The sequence below is a fragment of the Klebsiella spallanzanii genome (genome assembly GCF_902158555.1).
Taxonomy (GTDB): Bacteria; Pseudomonadota; Gammaproteobacteria; order Enterobacterales; family Enterobacteriaceae; genus Klebsiella; species Klebsiella spallanzanii.
In genome coordinates this window covers 415,388-437,349 of record NZ_CABGGS010000012.1, presented here as the reverse complement: position 1 = coordinate 437,349, position 21,962 = coordinate 415,388, and the positions used below count along the sequence as shown (strand labels likewise).

General features: G+C 55.1%; 17 protein-coding genes, 1 tRNA gene, 1 other RNA gene and 1 pseudogene. 7 read left to right on the top strand and 13 right to left on the bottom strand.

What is annotated here, in order from left to right:
* Positions 1 to 4: 4 nt before the first annotated feature.
* The 12 genes and pseudogenes from bcsQ to FN082_RS13195 form a co-directional block, all read right to left on the bottom strand.
* A pseudogene (gene bcsQ / locus FN082_RS13255) lies at positions 5 to 797 on the bottom strand (cellulose biosynthesis protein BcsQ).
* A 1-nt stretch (position 798) separates the two neighbouring features.
* On the bottom strand, positions 799 to 1,371 hold the full coding sequence (gene bcsO, locus FN082_RS13250) for a cellulose biosynthesis protein BcsO (protein WP_142981745.1): 573 nt from the start codon (positions 1,369 to 1,371) through the stop codon (positions 799 to 801).
* A gap of 920 nt (positions 1,372 to 2,291) precedes the next feature.
* The gene (gene dppF, locus FN082_RS13245; RefSeq protein ID WP_139538285.1) at positions 2,292 to 3,305 is read right to left on the bottom strand and encodes a dipeptide ABC transporter ATP-binding subunit DppF; all 1,014 of its coding nucleotides are present in this window, start codon (positions 3,303 to 3,305) and stop codon (positions 2,292 to 2,294) included.
* Positions 3,302 to 4,285, bottom strand: a complete 984-nt coding sequence (dppD, locus tag FN082_RS13240; RefSeq protein ID WP_142981744.1) for a dipeptide ABC transporter ATP-binding protein — start codon at positions 4,283 to 4,285, stop codon at positions 3,302 to 3,304. The genes dppF and dppD overlap by 4 nt, the downstream gene beginning before the upstream one ends.
* Before the next feature lie 10 nt (positions 4,286 to 4,295).
* The gene (dppC, locus tag FN082_RS13235) at positions 4,296 to 5,198 is read right to left on the bottom strand and encodes a dipeptide ABC transporter permease DppC (protein ID WP_139538286.1); all 903 of its coding nucleotides are present in this window, start codon (positions 5,196 to 5,198) and stop codon (positions 4,296 to 4,298) included.
* Positions 5,199 to 5,207: 9 nt separating this feature from the next.
* On the bottom strand, positions 5,208 to 6,227 hold the full coding sequence (dppB, locus tag FN082_RS13230; protein ID WP_139538287.1) for a dipeptide ABC transporter permease DppB: 1,020 nt from the start codon (positions 6,225 to 6,227) through the stop codon (positions 5,208 to 5,210).
* A gap of 164 nt (positions 6,228 to 6,391) precedes the next feature.
* A complete protein-coding gene (gene dppA, locus FN082_RS13225) occupies positions 6,392 to 7,999 on the bottom strand; it encodes a dipeptide ABC transporter periplasmic-binding protein DppA (protein ID WP_139538288.1) in 1,608 nt (535 codons plus the stop codon).
* A gap of 759 nt (positions 8,000 to 8,758) precedes the next feature.
* Positions 8,759 to 8,891: non-coding RNA, RtT sRNA (locus FN082_RS13215), on the bottom strand.
* Positions 8,892 to 8,923: 32 nt separating this feature from the next.
* A tRNA-Pro gene (locus tag FN082_RS13210) sits at positions 8,924 to 9,000 on the bottom strand.
* A gap of 90 nt (positions 9,001 to 9,090) precedes the next feature.
* A complete protein-coding gene (gene eptB, locus FN082_RS13205) occupies positions 9,091 to 10,782 on the bottom strand; it encodes a kdo(2)-lipid A phosphoethanolamine 7''-transferase (RefSeq protein WP_139538289.1) in 1,692 nt (563 codons plus the stop codon).
* 242 nt (positions 10,783 to 11,024) lie between these two features.
* A complete protein-coding gene (locus FN082_RS13200; RefSeq protein WP_142463732.1) occupies positions 11,025 to 12,227 on the bottom strand; it encodes an L-lactate MFS transporter in 1,203 nt (400 codons plus the stop codon).
* Positions 12,228 to 12,466: 239 nt separating this feature from the next.
* On the bottom strand, positions 12,467 to 13,111 hold the full coding sequence (locus tag FN082_RS13195; protein WP_142981740.1) for an autotransporter outer membrane beta-barrel domain-containing protein: 645 nt from the start codon (positions 13,109 to 13,111) through the stop codon (positions 12,467 to 12,469).
* Between the two features lie 283 nt (positions 13,112 to 13,394).
* Here FN082_RS13195 and tag point away from each other — a divergent pair, with 283 nt between their 5' ends.
* Together tag and FN082_RS13185 are read left to right on the top strand one after the other, a co-directional pair.
* Positions 13,395 to 13,976, top strand: a complete 582-nt coding sequence (gene tag / locus FN082_RS13190; RefSeq protein ID WP_139538292.1) for a DNA-3-methyladenine glycosylase I — start codon at positions 13,395 to 13,397, stop codon at positions 13,974 to 13,976.
* Entirely contained in the window at positions 13,954 to 14,400 is a 447-nt protein-coding gene (locus FN082_RS13185) for an N-acetyltransferase (protein WP_139538293.1), read from the top strand. Before tag ends, FN082_RS13185 begins: the two co-directional genes overlap by 23 nt.
* On the opposite strand, the gene FN082_RS13180 is transcribed toward FN082_RS13185, so the two are convergent.
* Positions 14,363 to 16,693 (bottom strand): molybdopterin guanine dinucleotide-containing S/N-oxide reductase, encoded by a 2,331-nt coding sequence (locus FN082_RS13180; RefSeq protein WP_142981738.1) that lies wholly within the window; start codon positions 16,691 to 16,693, stop codon positions 14,363 to 14,365. The genes FN082_RS13185 and FN082_RS13180 overlap by 38 nt on opposite strands.
* Positions 16,694 to 16,860: 167 nt before the next feature.
* Here FN082_RS13180 and FN082_RS13175 point away from each other — a divergent pair, with 167 nt between their 5' ends.
* The 5 genes from FN082_RS13175 (at position 16,861) to FN082_RS13155 (ending at position 21,939) form a co-directional block, all read left to right on the top strand.
* Entirely contained in the window at positions 16,861 to 17,523 is a 663-nt protein-coding gene (locus tag FN082_RS13175) for an OmpA family lipoprotein (RefSeq protein ID WP_142981737.1), read from the top strand.
* Positions 17,524 to 17,614: 91 nt separating this feature from the next.
* A complete protein-coding gene (locus FN082_RS13170) occupies positions 17,615 to 18,631 on the top strand; it encodes a LacI family DNA-binding transcriptional regulator (protein ID WP_139538296.1) in 1,017 nt (338 codons plus the stop codon).
* A 233-nt stretch (positions 18,632 to 18,864) separates the two neighbouring features.
* Complete coding sequence (locus FN082_RS13165) at positions 18,865 to 19,614, top strand: sugar phosphate isomerase/epimerase family protein (protein WP_142981735.1); 750 nt, start codon at positions 18,865 to 18,867, stop codon at positions 19,612 to 19,614.
* Between the two features lie 3 nt (positions 19,615 to 19,617).
* Positions 19,618 to 20,556, top strand: a complete 939-nt coding sequence (locus tag FN082_RS13160) for a sugar kinase (protein WP_139538298.1) — start codon at positions 19,618 to 19,620, stop codon at positions 20,554 to 20,556.
* Between the two features lie 102 nt (positions 20,557 to 20,658).
* The gene (locus FN082_RS13155) at positions 20,659 to 21,939 is read left to right on the top strand and encodes an MFS transporter (protein WP_139538299.1); all 1,281 of its coding nucleotides are present in this window, start codon (positions 20,659 to 20,661) and stop codon (positions 21,937 to 21,939) included.
* Positions 21,940 to 21,962: the final 23 nt, after the last annotated feature.

Here is a 21,962-nt window from a genome sequence, read left to right as displayed (position 1 = left end):
TAAATTAAAGCCCTGACCTGCGAGGCTGGCTGTGCACCGTGCCATCGCCAATATTAATACCCAACAGCGAAGAGATTTTTTTGGCAATAATTTCAATATCAAAGGCAGCTGAGGAGGATGAGTTAAAGTCAAGAATCGACTTTTGAGAAGCATTCGCCTCTACCACGCTTTCATCACGATGGATGATGCCCAGCAAACGGTCGCCCAGCTTTTCCTCCATTAACGCGGTAACATCGCGACTGACCTGGCGACGGTTATCGCTCTGGTTAATTACAAAATAGTGGCCGTGTTTATGGTTGAGCACCCCACCGGTTAAACGCTGCTTTTCGATCTGCGAAAGCGTCGACATTGAGGCGGTATCCGCCAGCAGCGGTACCAGGTGCATATCAGCAAGCGCCGTCAGTGCCGTCAGCGCAGGCGATGGGCCCGGCGGCAGGTCAGCGATAGTGATAAGCCCCGGATAATTGAGTAATGCCGCCAGGCCGCGGGGCAGAAAATGCTCGTCATGGGCCAGGTGATCATCGAAGGCCTGGCGCTGCGTTTCACTCACGTCACCATAGGGCAGGACGAAAATATTACTGCCGGCGCTTAGCACACACTGGCTCCAGTCATGGAGTTCCAGCGCTTTGGCGACAAAGCCGCGCTCATCGCTAAGAGGGACGCCAAAATGCAGACGCAGGGCATTCTGCACATCAAAATCAAGGGCCAGAACTTTGCTGCCCGCACGGGCCAGCGCCCAGGCCAGGTTTGCCGCAAGGGTCGTTTTTCCTACGCCGCCTTTCGGGGAACACACGCAGATCAACGGCATGTCGCAATCCTTTCTAAGAGTGATTTCAGAGACTGATCTTTATCTTTTGCTACCGGCTCCGGCTCGACGGTTTTCGCCGCAAAAAGATGGGCAAAGCCTTCCGCCGTTGGCGCGATGACCGGACGGGGCCTGATGGCGGAAGCAGAGGTACTGGCAGGTCTCGGTTGAGGTTCGGTCGACTGAGGAGCTGGCGCTGGCATAGCCGCACTCTCCTGCAGCATCGGTTCTGCCGCGACCGGAGCGGCGGGAACGGGCTGTGGCGCAGAAACCGCTACAGGTTCAGGGACAGTTGCAGCCCGAGCAGCCATCGGTGACGCTGGAGTCGTCTGAACGGGAGCGCTTTCAACTCTGCGAAACATATCGGCAGGGACCAGTTGAGGCAGGGGTAATGAAACCGACCCGCCCATAGCCAAAGAGGATTCCTCCTCTGGCGGAATAAGCTGATTGAGAATAACCCAATCGCCTTTTTCACCGGCTGCGGCTTCTGATGAGAGATCCTTGAATTTTAGACTTTGTGTCCGCGTCTTTTCCTTGAAGCGCTGCAAATCATCATAATGGTTCATAGATAACCTCATGATTTTAAATACATCATATTTAATCTGTTTTAATTGTCATTCTATGCCGCTAAAGCATAGTTTAATTTCTTGTTTTTTGGACATTTATCCAGCGTTATGTCCGTCACAACACGGTCACTTTAGTACGGATTTAATAATTTTGAATAAGCCAGGTTGGTATAATTCCATAATAGTAGTACGGCTACACTATCAGTTTCTTTTCAAAATGATAGCCCCATTTTTTGGGCGGCAGCGCCGTCAAAACCCACGTAACCCGCCAGGCTACTGGCATCGACTAGTTTTTTATACTGCCGAAATTTTAAAGCCCGGCGTAATACACGCCAATGTCGTGATAAAGAGAATACATTTTAATATTTTTTAATGTGTTTAGAAATCACTTACCACGCGTAATTAAAATAATAAGTAACGCTCAGGATTAAAATAAATAGCTCAAGATGTTATCTAAAAACCAGGAATATAAAGCGTTGACCGAACAACAAGGAACAATGTCAGGGTTCATTTTTCGTTCTCACCTGAAGTAGTTAAAGAGATTTCGAGGGTAAAATAAAACATATTCATGTAGTTATCTTAGCCCTCAGCTATCACTGTTAAGCTAGCGCGCTCTAGCGTAAATGTTCGTTGTATGTTGTTCCATTAAGAACACATTATGAGTAAAAAAAGCCGAAGCATTTGCTTCGACTGAGACTGATGACAAACCCTAAAATGAGCTCGGACGATCCCCTCGCCCCTTTGGGGAGAGGGTTAGGGTGAGGGGTGAATTTGCTGATTAATCAGTTCGTTATCACCCTCACCCCGCCATCTCCCTGGAAGGGAGAGGGAGAAAAACGAACCCTCATTCACTTTTAGGCATATTTGTCAGCAATCTGAGCCGAAGCATTTGCTTCGACTTTTTTCATCGAGTATGCCAATCAGCTCAGCGGCTTCTCGCCGTTTTGATCCTGGTCGACGGCAAAGCAGGCCACCAGCTGGCCGCTGTAGTCCTTCAGCTGCGGCTGGAGCTGGGTGCATGGACCGAAGCGGCGACGGCAGCGAGCATTAAACGCGCAGCCCGGCGGCGGGTTCAACGGGCTTGGCAGCTCGCCGGTCAGCTTGATGCGTTCGCGACGGTCGTCCGGGTTAAGACGCGGCGTCGCTGACAGCAGCGCCTGAGTATATGGATGCTGCGGGTTGTTGAAGATTTGGTCCTTCGACCCTTTCTCCACGCAGCGGCCCAAATACATCACCATCACTTCATCAGCGATATGCTCCACCACCGACAGATCGTGGGAAATAAAGACGTAAGAAAGCCCTAGCTCCTGCTGCAGGTCCATCATCAGGTTCAGCACCTGCGCACGCACCGAAACGTCCAGCGCAGAAACCGGTTCGTCGGCGATCACCACGTCCGGATCAAGCATCAGGCCGCGAGCGATAGCAATACGCTGACGCTGACCGCCGGAGAACATATGCGGATAGCGATCATAGTGCTCCGTTTTCAGGCCCACTTTCGCCATCATCGCCAACGCTTTCTCACGCCGCTGCTCTTTGCTTAAGCTGGTGTTGATCTGCAGCGGCTCTTCCAGAATCTGCCCCACTTTTTTACGCGGGTTCAGCGAACCGTACGGGTTCTGGAACACAATCTGGATTTTCTGCCGACGCAGCTTCTGCGCCTGCGGATCGTGCTTAAGCAGATCCTGCCCCTGGTAGTAAAGCTCGCCACCGGTGGGAATTTCAATCATCGTTAGCAGACGACCGAGCGTCGACTTGCCGCAGCCGGATTCACCGACAACTGCCAGCGTTTTGCCGCGCTCAAGGGTAAACGAAACGCCGTCCAGTGCTTTTACCAGGCGTTCCGGGGCAAATAGCCCTTTCTTCACCGGATAGTATTTTTTCAGATCGGTGGCCAGCAACAGAGGCTGTTGCGTGGTGGCCTCATGCGTACTCATAGCCCAGGCCTCCCGGCATCATCAAGTGGGTAATGACATTTTGACTGGCGACCGCCGCTCAGCAGGTTCAGTTCAGGTTCTTCGCTGCGGCATTTGTCTGTTGCATAGGGACAGCGTGGGTTAAGCAGACAGCCGTTCGGGCGGTCGTATTTCCCCGGTACCACGCCCGGCAGCGAAGCCAGCCGCGCTTTATCCTGAGCAAACTCCGGCAGCGCGCGCAGCAGCGCCTGGGTGTACGGGTGGCGCGGCGCGCGGAAGATATCCTTCGCATCGCCGGTTTCCACCACCTGGCCTGCGTACATCACGATGATTTTGTGCGCCGCTTCCGCCACCAGCGCCAGATCGTGAGTGATCAGGATCAGCGCCATGCTCTCTTTCTGCTGGAGTTCTAAAAGCAGCTCGATGATCTGCGCCTGGATGGTCACATCCAGCGCCGTCGTCGGTTCATCGGCAATCAGCAGCTTTGGCCGACAGGCAATCGCCATCGCAATCATTACGCGCTGGCTCATACCGCCGGAAAGCTGGTGCGGATAGACATCAAGGCGTGAAGCCGGATCGGGAATACCGACCAGCGTCAGCAGGTCAATCGCCCGCTGGATACGCGTTTTCTTGTTGCCGCCCTGATGCACCTTGATGGCTTCCATAATCTGGTAACCCACGGTGTAGCATGGGTTGAGGCTGGTCATCGGGTCCTGGAAGATCATCGCCACTTCCGCCCCCACCAGCTGACGGCGCTCTTTTTCGGAAATGCGCTTCAGGTCGCGCCCGTTAAATTCCAGCTTTTCAGCCATTACCCGACCGGGGTAGTCAATCAGGCCCATAATCGCCAGCGAACTGACCGATTTACCCGACCCTGATTCACCGACGATGCCGACCACTTCACCCTGATTTACGCTGTAGCTCACGCGGTCTACGGCGCGGAACGGTGTCCCTTCGTCTCCGAAGTGCACCGATAATTTATCTACATTTAATAACGCCATCTCGAACCTCTTACTGCTTCAGTTTGGGATCGAGCGCGTCACGCAGACCGTCACCCATCAGGTTAAATGCCAGCACCGTCAGCAGGATCGCGACACCCGGGAAGGTGACGACCCACCAGGCGCTCTGCGCGAACTGCAACACGTCGGAGAGCATCGTGCCCCACTCCGGTGTCGGCGGCTGCGCACCCATGCCAAGGAAGCCAAGAGCAGCCATATCGAGAATGGCGTTAGAGAAGCCCAGCGACGCCTGAACAATCAGCGGCGCGAGGCAGTTAGGAAGAATATTAACGAACATCTGGCGCATCGCCCCGGCGCCAGCCACACGCGAAGCGGTCACGTAGTCGCGGTTCACTTCCACCAGTACCGCAGCGCGGGTCAGGCGTACATAATGCGGCAGGGCGACAAAGGTCAGCGCCAGCGAGGCGTTGACGATTGAGGGGCCGAAGATAGCCACCAGCACCAGCGCCAGCAGCAGGCTCGGCAGGGCCAGCATAATATCGACAACGCGCATGATGACAGAATCAACCACGCCGCCGAAGTATCCCGCGACCAGGCCAAGCACCACGCCGAGGATCAGCGACAGCACGACCACCAGACAGCCGACCAGCAGCGACAGGCGCGCGCCGTACATCAGACGCGACAGGATATCGCGGCCAACGTCGTCGGTACCGAGAAGATGGCTTATGCTTCCGCCATCCTGCCAGACCGGCGGGGCCAGCAGCGTATCGCGGAACTGATCCGCCGGGTTATAGGGCGCAATGAAGTTGGCAAACACGGCGATAAAAATCATGACCGCCACGTAGACCAGACCCACGACGGCGCCTTTATTGCGTTTAAAATAGTGCCAGAACTCCTGCAGAGGGGTCATCGGCACCGGTGCGGCAACAACTTTATTTTCAGTAACTTGTGACATGGTGGCCCCTTACTTCTTATGCCGGATACGCGGGTTCACCACGCCGTACAACAGGTCTACCAGCAGGTTGACGAGGATGATCATCGTCGCCACCAGCAGTACCCCACCCTGCACCACCGGATAATCGCGGCGCTGCAGCGCGTCAATCAGCCAGCGGCCAAGGCCCGGCCAGGAGAAGATGGTTTCGGTGAGGATAGCACCCGCCAGCAGCGTACCAACCTGCAGTCCGATTACCGTCACCACCGGCAGCATCGCGTTACGCAGAGCATGAACGATGATCACCCGCATACGCGTCAGCCCTTTGGCGCGCGCGGTACGGATATAATCCTCACCCAGCACTTCCAGCATCGACGAGCGGGTCATACGCACAATGACCGCCAGCGGGATGGTGCCCAGCACCACGGCAGGCAGGATCATATGCATCAATGCATCGATAAAGTCGCCTGGCTCGCCCCAAATCGCGGTATCAATCAGCATAAAGCCGGTTAACGGGAGGGTATCGTCGAGGAACACGGTGTCGCTGACGCGCCCGGAGACCGGCGTCAGGTTCCAATGTACGGAGACCAGCATAATCAGCATCATGCCCCACCAGAAGATAGGCATGGAGTAGCCGGTCAGCGCGAGACCGACCGAGGTGTGATCGAAGATAGAGCCGCGTTTGACCGCTGCCAGCACGCCTACCGGGATCCCAACGGCGACGGCGAAAATCATCGCACAGACGCCCAGTTCCATGGTGGCCTTAAAGCGCGGTACGAACTCTTCCCATACGGGAATACGGCTTTTCAGCGAGATGCCCAAATCACCGTGCATCACGCCCCAAATATAATTGACGTACTGCTGCCACATCGGCTTATCAAGGCCCATTTCGGCCAGCAGCTGCGCGTGACGTTCAGGGGAAATACCACGTTCGCCCGCCATAATCATCACCGGGTCACCGGGGATCATATGGACAAAGGCAAAAGTGAGAAGGGTAATACCGATAAATGTTGGGATGACAAGTCCCAAACGTCGGAGAATGAACTGCAACATAACCCGGATTCTCTCTAGTGACGGCCCGCCTGGTGACGGGACGTCTGTATTGCTCACAAAAGTAAACTCCCTCTCCCCATTGGGGAAGGGGTTAGGGCGAGGAGGCTGCTTCTCCTCCCTCACCCCGGCCCTCTCCCACAAAGGAGAGGGGGAAGTATTGCTTATTATTCGATAGAGACGTTATCGAAGTGGTGTTTACCTAATGGATCGACCACGTAGCCTTTGACTTCTTTACGCACCGGCTCATAGACGGTGGAGTGAGCGACGATCAGCGCCGGAGCCTGGTCATGCATCACTACCTGAGCCTGTTTGTACAGTTCGATACGTTTGTTGTGGTCGTCGGTAGCGCGAGCCGGTTGAATCAAGTCTTCAAACGGCTTGTAGCACCAGCGGGAGTAGTTAGAACCGTCTTTTGCCGCGGCGCAGCTGAACAGGGTGGCGAAGAAGTTATCCGGATCCCCGTTGTCGCCGGTCCAGCCCATCATTACGGTCTGGTGTTCGCCCGCTTTCGCGCGCTTCAGGTACTCACCCCACTCGAAGGTGACAATCTTGGCCTGAACGCCCACTTTGGCCCAGTCAGCCTGAATCATCTCTGCCATACGGCGTGCGTTCGGGTTGTACGGACGCTGGACCGGCATCGCCCACAGGTCAATGCTGAAGCCTTTTTCCAGACCCGCTTCTTTCAGCAGCGCTTTCGCTTTCTCTGGATCGTAGGTGTAGTCTTTAACGTCGTCGTTATAGCCCCACATGGTCGGCGGGATCAGGTTCTTCGCGGCCTGGCCTGCGCCCTGGTAAACGGCTTTGATAATCGCTTCTTTATTTACCGCGTAGGTCAGCGCCTGGCGAACTTTGACATCATCCAGTGGTTTCTTCTCGGTGTTGAAAGAGAGGTAGCCAACGTTCAGACCAGGTTGTTCCAGTAGGGTGATATTTTTGTCTTCCTTCATGCGCGCGATATCTGCCGGATTCGGGTATGGCATGATCTGGCATTCGTTTTTCTGCAGCTTAGCGTAGCGCACGGAGGCGTCAGGGGTGATGGAGAAGACCAGACGATCGATTTTCGGCTTGGTGCCCCAGTAGCCCGGGAAGGCTTTATAGAGAATACGGGAGTCTTTCTGATACTGCAGCAGCTGGAACGGGCCGGTACCGATTGGGTTGAGGTCCACTTTCTCCGGCGTACCGGCTTTCAGCATATTGTCGGCATACTCTTTTGACAGAATAGAGGCGAAGTCCATAGCGAGGTCGGCAAGGAACGGCGATTCCGGACGGGTCAGCACGAACTGGACGGTATTATCGTCCACTTTCTTCACTTCGCTAATCAGGTCAGGTAATCCCATGCCTTCAAAGTATTCATAGCTGCCGCCGGACACTTTGTGGTACGGGTTATTGACATTTTGTTGTCTGTCGAACGTGAAGACAACGTCATCGGCGTTCAGCGTACGGGTCGGTTTAAAATCTTTATTATCCTGCCACTTCACGTCTTTACGCAGATGGAAGGTATAGGTTTTACCGTCTTCGCTAACTTCCCATTTCTCGGCCAGGCCCGGAATAACTTCCGTGGTACCGGTTTTGAATTCAACAAGGCGGTTATAAATCGGCACTGAGCTGGCGTCATAGGTAGTGCCAGAGGTGAAGAGCTGCGGGTTAAAGCCTTCCGGCGAACCTTCTGAACAATAAACCAGGGTTTTCGCTTGTACGCTTGCTGCGACGGTCATGGCAACCAGGCTCAGACCAAGCTTCAGCATCCCTGACTTTTTCAAGGAAATACTCATTATTCTGCTCCAAATGTGATGTTGTTTGCATATATCCGCCAGACCTTTATTTATGTTTTACCCGGTCCGGTCGGTGGTGCCCGAAAGCGTTGAGAGAGATGGGGATTCCTTTCGCAAAAACGACTGAGTTGCAGTACGGATTCTCCATGAAATGCCCCTCATGCCCTACAATCTGTCAACAGAATAGGGAAACGTCAATACAGCTAACCGGGTTTTACATCCGGGGTGAGAATCGGCAGGCAAAGATTAAAAAAAGTGCAATGCGCTATTTCCAGCAGAGAAATTTATGCTAGCGGCTAATAGACAGAATAAATCCCTTAATATTTTTCGACAGGCAGTGATATGCAATTATGGGAAATGGTAAAAATTTCTTGCGATGTGACCAATATGTGAGCGATAAATAGCGCGAACGTTAAAACGCACAGCGTAAAATGCTGAAGTTATCCATAAGCTTCGCGAAAAAAGATCGGACTATATATAAAAAAATACAATGGAAGATGTCACAAAATAGGGAATTGGCGGCAGGAAATGGTGATGGGCGAGTTTTTTTACAGTCTGGTGCGATCGGTATCTTCCCGGGGGCGGCGCAAAGCGCCTGCCCGGGCTACGGGTTCACTGTCGTCTACGGGCCGGTAGCCCGGACAGGTGCGTAGCACCGCCTCCGGGAACAGAGCGCAGAAAGGCTGAATTTCCCGGAGGTTCTCATCCTCTTGACTACAGATGTAAAAAAGCCTGCTCGTTGAGCAGGCTTTTCGAATTTGGTCGGTGATAGAGGATGACTCGCCACTGCGTGGCTCGCCCTGCGGGCCGTTGCTGACGCAACGTTCTCTCGCGTCGCTCGAGTCGAACCTCTTCCCCCGGAGGTTCTCATCCTCTTGACTACAGATGTAAAAAAGCCTGCTCGTTGAGCAGGCTTTTCGAATTTGGTCGGTGATAGAGGATTCGAACCTCCGACCCCTTCGTCCCGAACGAAGTGCGCTACCAGGCTGCGCCAATCACCGAATGCGGGGCGCATCTTACTGCTGAGATGCACACCCGTCAATGCCTTATTATGAAAAAGTCATTCAAGCGGCGAGAAACTCGCCATTGGGCTATTCCTTCTTCGCAGCAGCGGTGCCGGGCACGTGGCACCAGTTGTTATACTCGTTTATCCCGCCATCCGGTGAGGTGTAGCCAAGACAGCCCATAATGGTGTCATACAGCTCCACGTGACGACGAGGCACCTTCATTGCCGCCTGCTGCTTCAGGCGCGCAAAGGAGGCGGCGTGGTCAGGGGACTCCAGATACTTATCCGACATCCATACCAGCATCGGCACGCGAAACTGCTCCGGCGGGGCCATCTTGCGCGGCGTACCGTGCAGGTGCTCGCGTTCGTTGATTGACTCGCCGTGGTCGGCCGCATAGAAAACAATCGCTTTCTTATCCCGCAGTTGATCCAGCACGCTGACGATAAAATGATCGACGTAGGTCACGCTGTTATCGTACGAGTTAATCAACTCAGCCTTTGAACATTTATTATCAACGCCAACGCACTCCGGCTGCCATTGCGCAAAGCTGCGCGGATAGCGCTGGGTATAGTTAAAGTGCGAGCCTTTAGTATGCAAAATAATCAGATGCTTACCGTTTGGATTCTTCGCCAACCCGCGCTGCATCTCGTCAACCAGCAGCATGTCGTCAACGCTCTTACCCCGGTTGCGCGGCTCGGCGCCAATCTGCTCGCGATAGGCAATATTGTTAGCCATTGTGTTGCTGTAGAACCACATCTCGCTCTGCATCGCATACAGGTCGCCGGTAAAGCCAAGTTGATGCAGGACGGCAAACACGTTCTGCTCTTTCAGCGTCCGCTGCGGGTTATCATCCGCCCCGCCCTGGCGCACGAACATACAGCGCAGCGACAGCTTCGTGGCGGTATCGCAGGAATACCCGCGGAAGGCGACCAGGTTTTTCTCCTGCGCCAGCTTAGGCGTAGTATTGCGGTTATAGCCCAGAATGCCCATATGATCCCAGCGGGTGGTTTCGCCGATGATAAACACCACATAGGTGTCATCCAGCCCTTCTGGCGCAACATAGGTGAATTTCTTCGCCGGGTTAATCAGGGATTTATTATCTGAAGACTCATCAACCTGCGCCCACGCATACAGCCCCAGCGCCGAAAGCCAGTTAGACGGCAGGTAGGAGTTAGCCACCACTCCGCCATAGCTAGGTAAGTCGACCTCTGAGCTACGTTCAAAGTTCTTCTGACGCACTTCCAGCAGGCGAATGGGTCCCCAGACCATCAAACCCGCCAGCACCACGATAGTAATATTCTTCATCCGCTGACCAGGCGTACGAATTTGCCGCAGCAGCGTGAACCGGCAGCGGTTACTCCAGATAAGCAGCAGCGGCAGCGCGCTCATCAGTACCAGCCAGAGAATCAGATGCCAGCCAATCACCTCTTTGGACAAGTCAATATCGGTGGTCATCACTGACGCAATAATCCCGTAGCCAATAACGACATTCAGGAAAGTCATGTAATAGCTGGCGGCGGCGGAGAAGATGACGACGATAGTCGCGAGGATCCGCCAGACCCTGCGCCCAAATAGCGACAAAATACGCAGCAGAAAGAAGGTAACCAGGACGGTACCCACCAACTCGACTGCACCTGAGAGTCCTTTCCAGATGGTGAATTCCTGAGCATAGCCCCCGAAACGACGGAAGAATACGGCAGCGTTCATAAACCAGCCGATATACAGCGCCAGCCAGATACTGAGCTTCAGCTGCGTCATCGTTTTAATGTATTTCATGCAAGAAAACCTGGAAAACGAAGAGATAAAACCGCCCAACTTAAACGATATAAGTAAGCAGGTTAATAAAGTGCGTTTAGCTTGGTTATAAGAAACCTCTACAAAGCGCGCTAAGTAGACCACAGCGGAAGGAAAAAGTATCAGGAGGGAATGTGATCCAACCAAACATTTACAAAACATTTGGTTGGATTGGCACTATTAGCTTAGGTGATTAATCCTCTGTTCCATCACACAGCGCGGTTTCAGGCATGCGCCTCGTTGTAAACTTCGCTTTTCGGCTGGCGAATGGTGGTGGACAGCGCCAGAGAGAGAATCAGCAACGCGAAGATAACGCAGAACGTCACATAGAAACCGCCGAACAACGAGGCAATCAGCGAGCCACAGATACTACCGATACCAAAGCCCAGATAAATCACACCGTAGTTTTTCGCCAGGTTATTGAGACCAAAGAACTCGCTGACCAGCGATGGGAAGACGGTAATCGTTCCGCCAAAGTTAAAGGCCACGCAGGCAATGGCGGCGAAGAAGGTGGTAGCGTTCAGCGGAGCAAACAACAACGCAGCCATACCGATAAGCGACACCACCTGACCGATGGTAATCACCCGGATACGGGACATTTTATCGGACAGAATACCCAGCACCAGACGACCGCTAAGGTTCGCGATTGAAATCACTGTGACCGCATTGGCAGCCGTCGCCACATCAAGATGTACCATCCCCTGAGCAATATCTTTCGCCACACCAATCACGTACAGGCCGCTCATGCAGGCGGTCAGGAACATCACCGCCAGCATCCAGTACTGCGGTTTACGCATCGATTCGGCGAGGGTAAAGTCGTTTTCAACAACGCCATTACTTGCGGTGGCGGTATGGTTCGGGGCGTCCGTCATCAGCGTCGCGCCGAAGACAATCATCACCAGCACGATAGCGCCCCAGATAATAAAAGTTTTCTCAAGACCGACCGTCGCCAGCAGATGGGAATCAATAAATTTAAAGCCAAGACTACCGAGACCATAAGAGCCGATGGAAAAGGCAGAAATCAGCCCTTTACGTTCCGGGAACCATTTGACGCAGTTTGACAGCGTCAACAGGTAGCCCGCGCCGTCGGCAAGACCCACCAGCAGGCCCGCGCTCAGCCACAGCATCATCAGGCTGTTCGAATGAGCGGTAAGGAAGAACCCCAGGCCCAGCAGAACGCCGGACGCCATGGTGACGCGTTTGACGCCGAAACGTTCCTGTAATTTACCTGCGACGGATGAAGAGAGCGCCAGTCCGAGGCTTAGCAGACCAAATGAGAACGCCACCTGGCTCACCGGTTCGTCCAGCTTGCTGGAAAGAGAACTATTGAACAAGCTCCATGTATAAACCGATCCCAGCGCAAATTGCGTAATGATGGTGCCGAGCAGCGTAAGCCAGCGGGTATATTGACGGTTTGCAGCGTTCATAGCAGTTGTCCTGAATAATTAACTGCCGCCACAATAACGAAGTCCCCAGTAAGCCAGGGGGAAAAAGGCATGAGCTGCCGTCACCACGGAATGAAATGCATTAAAGGCGGAATGAATGACATTGAAAAACATTCACTCCTTAAATAATTTACAAAAAGTTAGTACCTGCTATCACAGGAAGGTGCTTCATTCCTGTGATTGATAAGTTAAATAATTGCATCATACATGATGCGGATAAATTAAAAATTGGCGCTCACCCCCATCAGGTAGAGATAATTCGCCCCGGTGGGCAAATTATCCGCCTGCGACAGCGCCGCCCAGGCGGCAAGATGTGAATTGAGCGACATATCTGCACCGAAGGTTACATCTCGCCAGGCTCCGTCCTGCGTGCGGTTCGCGCCCACAGGATCGGCTGAGAGCGCCTGGTTATAGCTCACCTGCGCCCACGGGTGAACCCCCCACAGTTCCTGATAATCGACCCGCCAGCCCAGCGTGTTCACGTAGCCAGTTCCGGTAGCATTACGGGAATCAGGTGGCGACGTCAGATCGCTACGTAAACTGGCCACCGGGCCAGAGGTGATACCGTTTGCCACGGCGAAGTTCCAGCCAACGCTCATGCCACGTACGTTATCCGGCGGCGATACCGCCTGATTGAACGCCAGGCCAGCAGGATCGTCGGACGCATTTATCCTTTCCGCGAGGATATCTTCATAGCGCGGTTGGTGATCGCTGTCCCATGTATAGCGTTCTGCAGTATTACTTTTTGTATCGATAGCGATATATTCCTGTTGCCAGGCATTCGCACTGGCAACACACGACGCCCAGACGGATACGCACGCCGGGATGATAAACCCCCGGAGGCCATTGCATTTCTTTATTATCATTAATGCGACTCCAAAAAGAGCCGAAACGGCAAGGTTGCTGTGTTTTTTATGGGGTGTCCTATACCCTAAATAATTCGAGTTGCTTAAAGGCGGCAAGGGAGTGAACCCCCAGGAGCATAGATAACTATGTGACTGGGGTGAGTGAGCGTAGCCAACACATAAGCAACTTGAAGTATGACGGGTATATCCCTGTATTGGGAATAATAACCCTGTATTAACTATTATCTTTATCTTTCAGCCGTCAAGGTGAACAGTCAACTTTTATGACAAAAGGGAGAGGCAGATGCAACGTTGCGGATGGGTCAGTCAGGATCCTTTATACATTGCGTACCACGATAGCGAATGGGGCGTTGCGGAAAAGAGCCCGCGCAAGCTGTTTGAAATGATTTGCCTTGAAGGCCAGCAGGCTGGCCTGTCATGGATAACCGTGCTGAAAAAGCGTGAAAACTACCGCCGCGCCTTTCACCAGTTTGATCCGGTTCGCGTCGCAGCAATGAGTGAAGAAGACGTTGAGCGTCTGGTTCTGGACGCCGGTATTATTCGCCATCGCGGTAAAATTCAGGCCATCATCGGCAACGCCCGCGCCTTCCTGGCGATGGAAGAAAATGGCGAGCCTTTCGCAGATTTCGTCTGGTCATTCGTCGACAATCATCCACAGGTGACTCACGCCGCCACGCTGGCGGAGATCCCGACAACCACTCCAGCTTCTGACGCGCTATCAAAAGCGTTAAAAAAGCGCGGCTTTAAGTTCGTCGGCTCGACTATCTGCTACTCCTTTATGCAGGCCTGCGGTCTGGTCAATGACCACGTCACCGGCTGCTTCTGCCACCCCGGAGGCCAGGATGATCCGCAATTGGGACGCTAACGAAACCGGTCCGCTGCTTGGGCTATGGCTGGAAAGTACGATCTACGCGCACCCGTTTATCGCCGAAAGCTACTGGCATGACAGTCTGCCGATAGTGCGCGACGTTTATCTGCCCGCAGCCCAAACATGGGTATGGGAAGAGGATGGCGTATTAAAGGGCTTTATCAGCGTGATGGAGTCGCGCTTTATCGGCGCGCTGTTCGTCGCGCCGGATGCCGCCAGGCAGGGCATCGGCAGCGCGTTAGTCAATGAAGTCAAAAAGTACTACGGCTGGCTAAGCCTGGAGGTGTACCAGAAAAACGTTCAGGCGGTGAATTTCTACCATGCGCAGGGCTTTCGCATTGAAGACTGCGCATGGCAGGATGAAACCCAGCATCCCACCTGGATTATGCATTGGTCGGCGGATCAAATGCCGTCAGCGTAAGCGCGGGCCCGGTATATTTTTCCAGCCAGGCCAGCGCCGTATTGCCGGCGCAGCCGTTACCCAGGCGCGATGTCGGAATGTCTTTGGTCAGGACGTTCACCGCACCGTTTTTGCAGATACCCGCCTGGGCATCGAGATCGGGCCACGCCCCTTCATGTAAACAGATGACCCCTGGACGAATGCCGTCGGTCACCACCGCACCGGCCAGCACCTGGCCGCGTGAATTCCACACCCGAACCAGATCGCCATCGGCGATATTGCGCGCCTGCGCATCCTGCGGATGAATGGTTAACGGTTCACGGCCCGCCACCGCGTACTGCTCGCGCAACGACGTATGATTGAGCTGGCTGTGAAGGCGATGCGCCGGATGCGCAGAAAGCACCTGTAGCTGACCTTCCTGCGCGTTGCCGTGCCACTCATCCGGCTCCAGCCACATGGGATGCGGCGGACAATCCGGATAGGCAAATCCGGCGATGGCCGACGAGTAAATCTCAATTTTACCGCTGGCGGTTTTTAGCGGGTTTGCCTGCGGATCGGCCCTGAAGGCGGCAAAACGGGCAAAACGCGCGTTTTCTGGATTTTCCGGCATTTCAATCAACTGATTCGCCTGCCAGAACTGGGCGAACGGCGGCAGCGTCACCTGCTGCGCCGCGCCGCGCTGGGCGGCAATCTGGTAGAACGTCTCCAGCCACTGCACATCGTTTTTACCTTCGGTGAAGCGCTCTCGCCCGCCCTCCTCCCAGCGTTCGCTAAGGTCAGCAAAAACATCAAAATCATCGCGTGCTTCATCACGCGGCGCGACCACCCGCTTCATCGGTACCAGATGCTGGTTGCTGTAATCACCGGTCATGGTCATATCATTGCGTTCAAATGAGGTGGTCGCAGGCAGCACGATATCGGCATGGCGCGCCGCCGCGGTCCAGAAGCATTCGGAAATCACCACAAGCTCCGGCTTCTGCCAGGCGCGGATTAGCCGATTGGTGTCCTGATGATGGGTAAAGTTGGCACCGCCCGCCCACCAGATAAAGCGAATATCCGGGAAACGTCTTTCCATACCGTTGTGCTGATAAGCCGCGCCGGGGTTCTCCAGCGCTTCAACGATGCGCGCGACCGGGATTTTTTCTACCGCGTCGGTCCCTCCTTCTATGCAGCCCTGCATTGAAGCCAGCACCGCCGCGCGGCGCGTAGGGTTTCCGCCGTTGGCAAAGTGATAGGAAAGGCCAAAGCCCCCGCCCTCGGTGCCAATCTGACCGAGCATCGCGGCAAGCGTCACCAGCATCCAGTGCTTTTGTTCGCCAAACTGCTGACGCTGCATCCCCCAGCCGGACATCAGCATGGTGGTATTTTCGTGGAAAAGTTTTGCCAGTTCGCGAATTTTATCCGCGCTAATGCCGCAGATCGCCGCTGCCCACTCCGCCGTTTTTACCGTTCCGTCGCTTTCCCCGGTCAGGTAGCGGGCAAAAACGTCGTAGCCGCTGGTACAGCGGGCCAGAAACTCGTCATCCTGCCAGCTGTTTTCCACCAGCGTATAGGCGATACCGAGCATCAAGGCAACGTCGGTACCCATATGCGGGGCGATCCATTCCGCCGCATCGCCAAAGAATGCCGTCGTCTCCGATCGCATCGGATCGATGCAGATCACCCGCTTGCCGCTCTGGCGCAGTCGGTCAAACCACGGGATCCCCTGCTCATCAGAAGCATTCCAGGAAATCTTCAGCGTATTCAGCGGGTTGGCGCTCCACAGCACCACCACATCGCTATGTTCCAGCACCATCGGCCAGCTGGTCTGCTGCTGATAAACCTCATTGCCACCAACCACGTACGGCATGATCGCCTGCGCTGCGCCGGTGGAATAATCCCCCAGATGTCCGGTATAGCCGCCCGCCAGGCTCATATAGCGCTGAAGCAACGTCGCCGCTTTGTGCAATACGCCGTTGGATCGCCAGCCATAGGAGCCAGCGAAGATAGATGTCGGGCCATAGCTATCACGAATACGCCGATGCTGAGCGTGAATCAAATCCAGCGCCTGCTCCCAGCTTACCCGCACAAACTCATCCTGGCCGCGCACGCCCTGCGGACGCTCCGGCGAAGCGAGAAACCCTTTACGCACCATCGGATAACGCACGCGAGTTTTGCTATGCACCTGGTCGCGTACTGCGGTTTGTAGGGAGTTAGCGAAAGGCGTGTCAATCGCCCCACGCGATGAGATGACATTTTCGCCATCCGTTTCAACCAGCATGGGCCCCCAGTGGGCGGCGGTGAGGATGGTTTTGATTGCAGATGAGGTTGGCAAAGCGGGCTCCTGGTCAGCGATAGCAGGTGTCGTGACGGCCTGTTATTCAGCCGTTCAATGTTATTTACAAATTGAGATGCTCTCTGCGGAATTTTCTCCGTCTTCGGGCGTCATAATCAACCGTCACGGTCGCTGTGGCAAAGAATAAAAAGGATTAAGGAAATAAGATGAAAAAACGCGTACTCATGATTGCGGCTATCGTTAGCGGCACACTGGTCATCTCAGGCTGTACCACCAACCCTTACACCGGCGAGCGCGAGGCGGGTAAATCCGGCATCGGCGCAGGTGTCGGTTCGTTAGTCGGCGCGGGTATTGGCGCACTCTCCTCCTCAAAACATGACCGTGGTAAAGGCGCGCTGATCGGTGCAGCAGCCGGGGCGGCGCTGGGCGGCGGCATCGGTTACTACATGGACGTGCAGGAAGCGAAACTGCGCGAAAAAATGCAGGGAACCGGGGTGAGCGTGACGCGAAATGGCGACAACATCGTGCTGAATATGCCAAGCAATGTGACCTTTGATAGCAGCAGCACCAACCTGAAACCGGCGGGTGCGAATACCCTGACCGGCGTAGCGATGGTGCTGAAAGAGTATGAAAAGACGGCGGTTAACGTCGTTGGCTATACCGACAGCACCGGCAGCCAGGATCTGAATATGCGCCTCTCCCAGCAGCGCGCCGACAGCGTCGCCAGCGCGCTGATCACCCAGGGCGTGGCGGCAAACCGCATCCGCACCACCGGGATGGGTCCGGCTAATCCGGTCGCCAGCAATAGCACCGCAGAAGGTAAGGCGCAGAACCGTCGCGTCGAAATCACCCTTAGCCCGCTGCAGTAACCCTCCTTTGCCCGGTACTCGCCGGGCAAAATGCTTGATATAGCGGATTTTCGCGCTAAGGTGTGTGCAGATTTCAGCAAAGGAAGCCACCATGGCGAAAGCGGCGCGAGCAACCATCAGCGATGTGGCGAAAGCCGCAAAGACCGGCAAAACCAGCATTTCACGCTATCTGAACGGCGAAAAGCATCTGCTTTCCGACGATTTACTGGCGCGCATTGAAAAAGCGATTGCCGAACTCGATTATCGCCCCAGCCTGATGGCCCGCGGCCTGAAGCATGGCCGCACCCGGCTGATTGGCCTGATCATCGCTGATATCACCAACCCCTACTCCGTCAACGTGCTCAGCGGCATCGAGGCCGCCTGCCGCGAAAAGGGCTTCACTCTGCTGGTGTGTAACACCAATAACGAGCTGGACCAGGAGCTGCACTATCTCGACCTGTTGCGCAGCTACCAGGTGGAGGGGATCGTAGTCAACGCAGTCGGGATGCGTGAAGACGGTCTAAACCGGCTACAGCAGTCGGCGCTGCCGATGGTGCTTATCGACCGCAAAATTCCGGAATTCGCCTGCGATGTCGTCGGGCTGGATAACGCTCAGGCGGCCACCACCGCCACCGAACATCTGGTGGAAAAAGGCTTCGAGGCCCTGCTGTTCCTCAGCGAACCCTTAGGCTCGGTCAACACTCGCCGCGAGCGTCTGAGCGCCTTTCGCAACACCCTCCAACGCCATACCGGTATCGTCGCGGAAAACGCCGAAGTCCCCCTGAACGATGGTGCAATGCTGGATAACGTCCTGCGCCACTTCCACTCCCATCATCGCGGAATGCGCAAAGCGGTGATTTCCGCCAACGGCGCGCTGACCCTGCAAGTTGCGCGCTCTCTTAAGCGTATTGGCCTGATTTGGGGTAGCGATATCGGCCTGCTGGGCTTCGATGAGCTGGAGTGGGCCGAGCTGGCGGGCGTGGGGATTACCACTCTCAAACAGCCGACCTGGCAGATTGGCTTCGCCGCCGTTGAGCAGGTGGTGCGCCGCATTGAAGGCAGCAACGACCCGGTCCGTGAACGGGTGTTTTCCGGGGAGCTGATCGTCAGAGGCTCCACCTCCCGCTAACGATCCTTCGTGATGGCGATCATAAATTGAACATCCCGGCCTTTGCTTTGGAACCGATACCATTTAGCGTAATAAGCAACGCATACCCTAAATAATTCGAGTTGCAGGAAGGCGGCAAGTGAGCGAATCCCCAGGAGCTTACTCTGGTAAGTGACTGGGGTGAACGAACGCGGCCAACACACATGCAACTTGAAGTATGACGGGTATATTAGATAATCGCCGGGAGTGTTGGGATGGCCAGAAAAATTATTGTCGTTACCGCCGCGTACGGAAACGACCATGTTAAGACGCTTGGCGGGCAGTCCGCCGTGCTACCGTTTATCGCCGGTTCCGGCGCGGATGGCGTAGAGATCCGCCGTGAGCTGTTCAGCGCGGATGAACTGAACCGCCTGCCAGAACTTGCTGTAGATATTGAGCGCCACGGCCTGCTGGCCTGCTATTCCGCGCCAGAATCCCTGTTTGCCGCAGACGGCTCGCTCAATCCGCGCCTTTCCGAATTTTTGCAGGAAGCACAAACCCTTAACGCGCTATGGCTGAAGCTCTCGCTGGGCCACTTTACCCATAACAATGATCTGGAAACCCTGCGCGATATTCTGCGAGAGAGCGGAATGGCGCTGGTGGTGGAAAACGATCAAACCGACTGCGGCCAGCTGGCGCCAATGCAGCGCTTCAAAGCCGTCTGCCGGGTTAACCAACTGCCGATCACCCTGACCTTTGATATGGGCAACTGGCTGTGGGTCGGCGACTCGCCGGAAGAGGCCGCGCGCCAGCTGGCTCCTGCCGTCAGCTATATACACGTCAAGGCAGCCGAGCCGCACCATTCGCATTTTCGCGCCGTACCGCCGGACGAGGCTTCCGACCGCTGGCTGGCGCTGCTCGACAATCTGCCCGCCGATGCTCCGCGCGGGATTGAATTTCCGCTGACTGGCCATGACCTGACGGCCGTGACCCGCCGCTACGTCAACCTGTTACGCAAGGATTAAATTATGCAGAAAGCGTTAGATGTCATCACGATAGGCGAAGCCATGGCGATGTTTGTCGCTACCGAAACCGGTGAACTGGCTGATGTCGAACATTTTATGAAACGCGTGGCGGGCGCGGAGCTGAACGTCGCCACCGGCCTGGCCCGCCTGGGCTTAAGCGTCGGCTGGGTGAGCCGCGTCGGCGAGGATAGCTTTGGCCGCTTCGTCCTCAATTCACTGGCAAAAGAGGGTATCGACGCATGCGGCGTAAGCAAAGATGGCCGCTTCGCTACCGGTTTTCAGTTGAAATCTAAAGTCGAAAATGGAACCGATCCCATTGTGGAATATTTCCGCAAAGGTTCCGCCGCCAGCCATCTTTCGCCGGATGATTTTAACGAAGCCTATTTCGCCAGCGCTCGTCACCTGCATTTAAGCGGCGTGGCTGCCGCGCTGTCGGAAAGCTCATACGCCCTGCTGGATCGCGCGGCCCGTACCATGAAGGCTCAGGGAAAGACGATTTCGTTCGACCCCAACCTGCGACCAACGCTGTGGAAAAGCGAAGCCGAAATGGTCGAGAAGCTTAACCAACTTGCGTTTCAGGCCGATTGGGTTCTGCCGGGTTTAAAAGAAGGCATGATTCTGACCGGTCTGCAAACGCCGGAAGCCATCGCTGACTTCTACCTCACCCGCGGCGTTCGCGCGGTGATCATTAAAACCGGTTCCGACGGCGCCTGGTATAAAACCGCCGATGGCGAACAAGGGGCCGTGTCGGCGGTAAAAGTGGATAACGTCGTCGATACCGTCGGCGCGGGTGATGGTTTTGCCGTTGGGGTCATTAGCGCTCTACTGGAAGGCAAACCGCTACCGCAGGCGGTAAAACGCGGAAACAAAATCGGCTCACTGGCTATTCAGGTCCAGGGCGATAGCGAAGGATTACCCACCCGTGAGGCGCTGGGCGAGTAAGCAGATTCAGCACAATGTCACGGCCGTCCTGTACCCTACATGCAGCGCGGCGTAACAGATCTTTTCTATGATGAGCGTCACCTCACTAACAGAGGCAAACCTATGAATAGTTCGACGAATGCAACAAAACGCTGGTGGTACATCATGCCTATCGTGTTTATCACGTATAGCCTGGCATACCTTGACCGCGCTAACTTCAGCTTCGCTTCGGCGGCCGGTATTACTGAAGACTTAGGCATTACCAAGGGCGTCTCCTCCCTGCTGGGGGCGCTGTTCTTCCTCGGTTACTTCTTCTTTCAGATCCCCGGTGCGATTTACGCCGAACGCCGCAGCGTACGCAAACTGATTTTTATCTGCCTGATTCTGTGGGGTGGCTGCGCCTCACTGACCGGGATGGTGCACAACATCCCCGCGCTGGCGGCAATCCGCTTTATTCTTGGCGTCGTTGAAGCGGCGGTGATGCCGGCGATGCTGATTTACATCAGCAACTGGTTTACTAAATCTGAACGTTCGCGCGCCAATACCTTCCTGATCCTCGGCAACCCGGTCACGGTGCTGTGGATGTCGGTGGTCTCCGGCTACCTGATTCAGGCCTTCGGCTGGCGGGAAATGTTTATTATTGAAGGCGTCCCGGCGGTGATTTGGGCATTCTGCTGGTGGGTATTGGTCAAAGACAAACCGTCGCAGGTCAACTGGCTGGCGGAGAGTGAAAAAGCCGCATTGCAGGAGCAACTGGAGCGTGAACAGCAGGGTATCAAACCGGTGCGCAACTACGGGGAAGCCTTCCGCTCGCGCAATGTTATCCTGCTGTGCATGCAGTATTTCGCCTGGAGCATCGGGGTTTACGGTTTCGTGCTGTGGTTGCCTTCTATCATCCGCAGCGGCGGCGAAAATATGGGCATGGTCGAGGTGGGCTGGCTCTCTTCCGTTCCTTATCTGGCGGCAACCATCGCGATGATCGTGGTGTCGTGGGCCTCCGATAAAATGCAGAACCGTAAGCTGTTCGTCTGGCCGCTGCTGTTAATTGCCGCCTTCGCTTTTATCGGCTCGTGGGCCGTCGGTGCGAACCATTTCTGGGTTTCTTACACCCTGCTGGTGATTGCCGGTGCGGCGATGTATGCCCCGTATGGACCGTTCTTTGCCATCATCCCTGAAATGCTGCCGCGTAACGTAGCCGGGGGCGCAATGGCGCTGATCAACAGCATGGGGGCACTCGGTTCCTTCTTCGGTTCATGGTTTGTGGGCTATCTCAACGGCACCACCGGCAGCCCGTCAGCATCGTACATTTTTATGGGAGTGGCGCTTTTCGCCTCGGTATGGCTTACTCTGATTGTTAAGCCTGCTAACAATCAAAAACTTCCGCTTGGCGCACGTCACGCCTGAAACCTTAACGCAACGGAGAACCG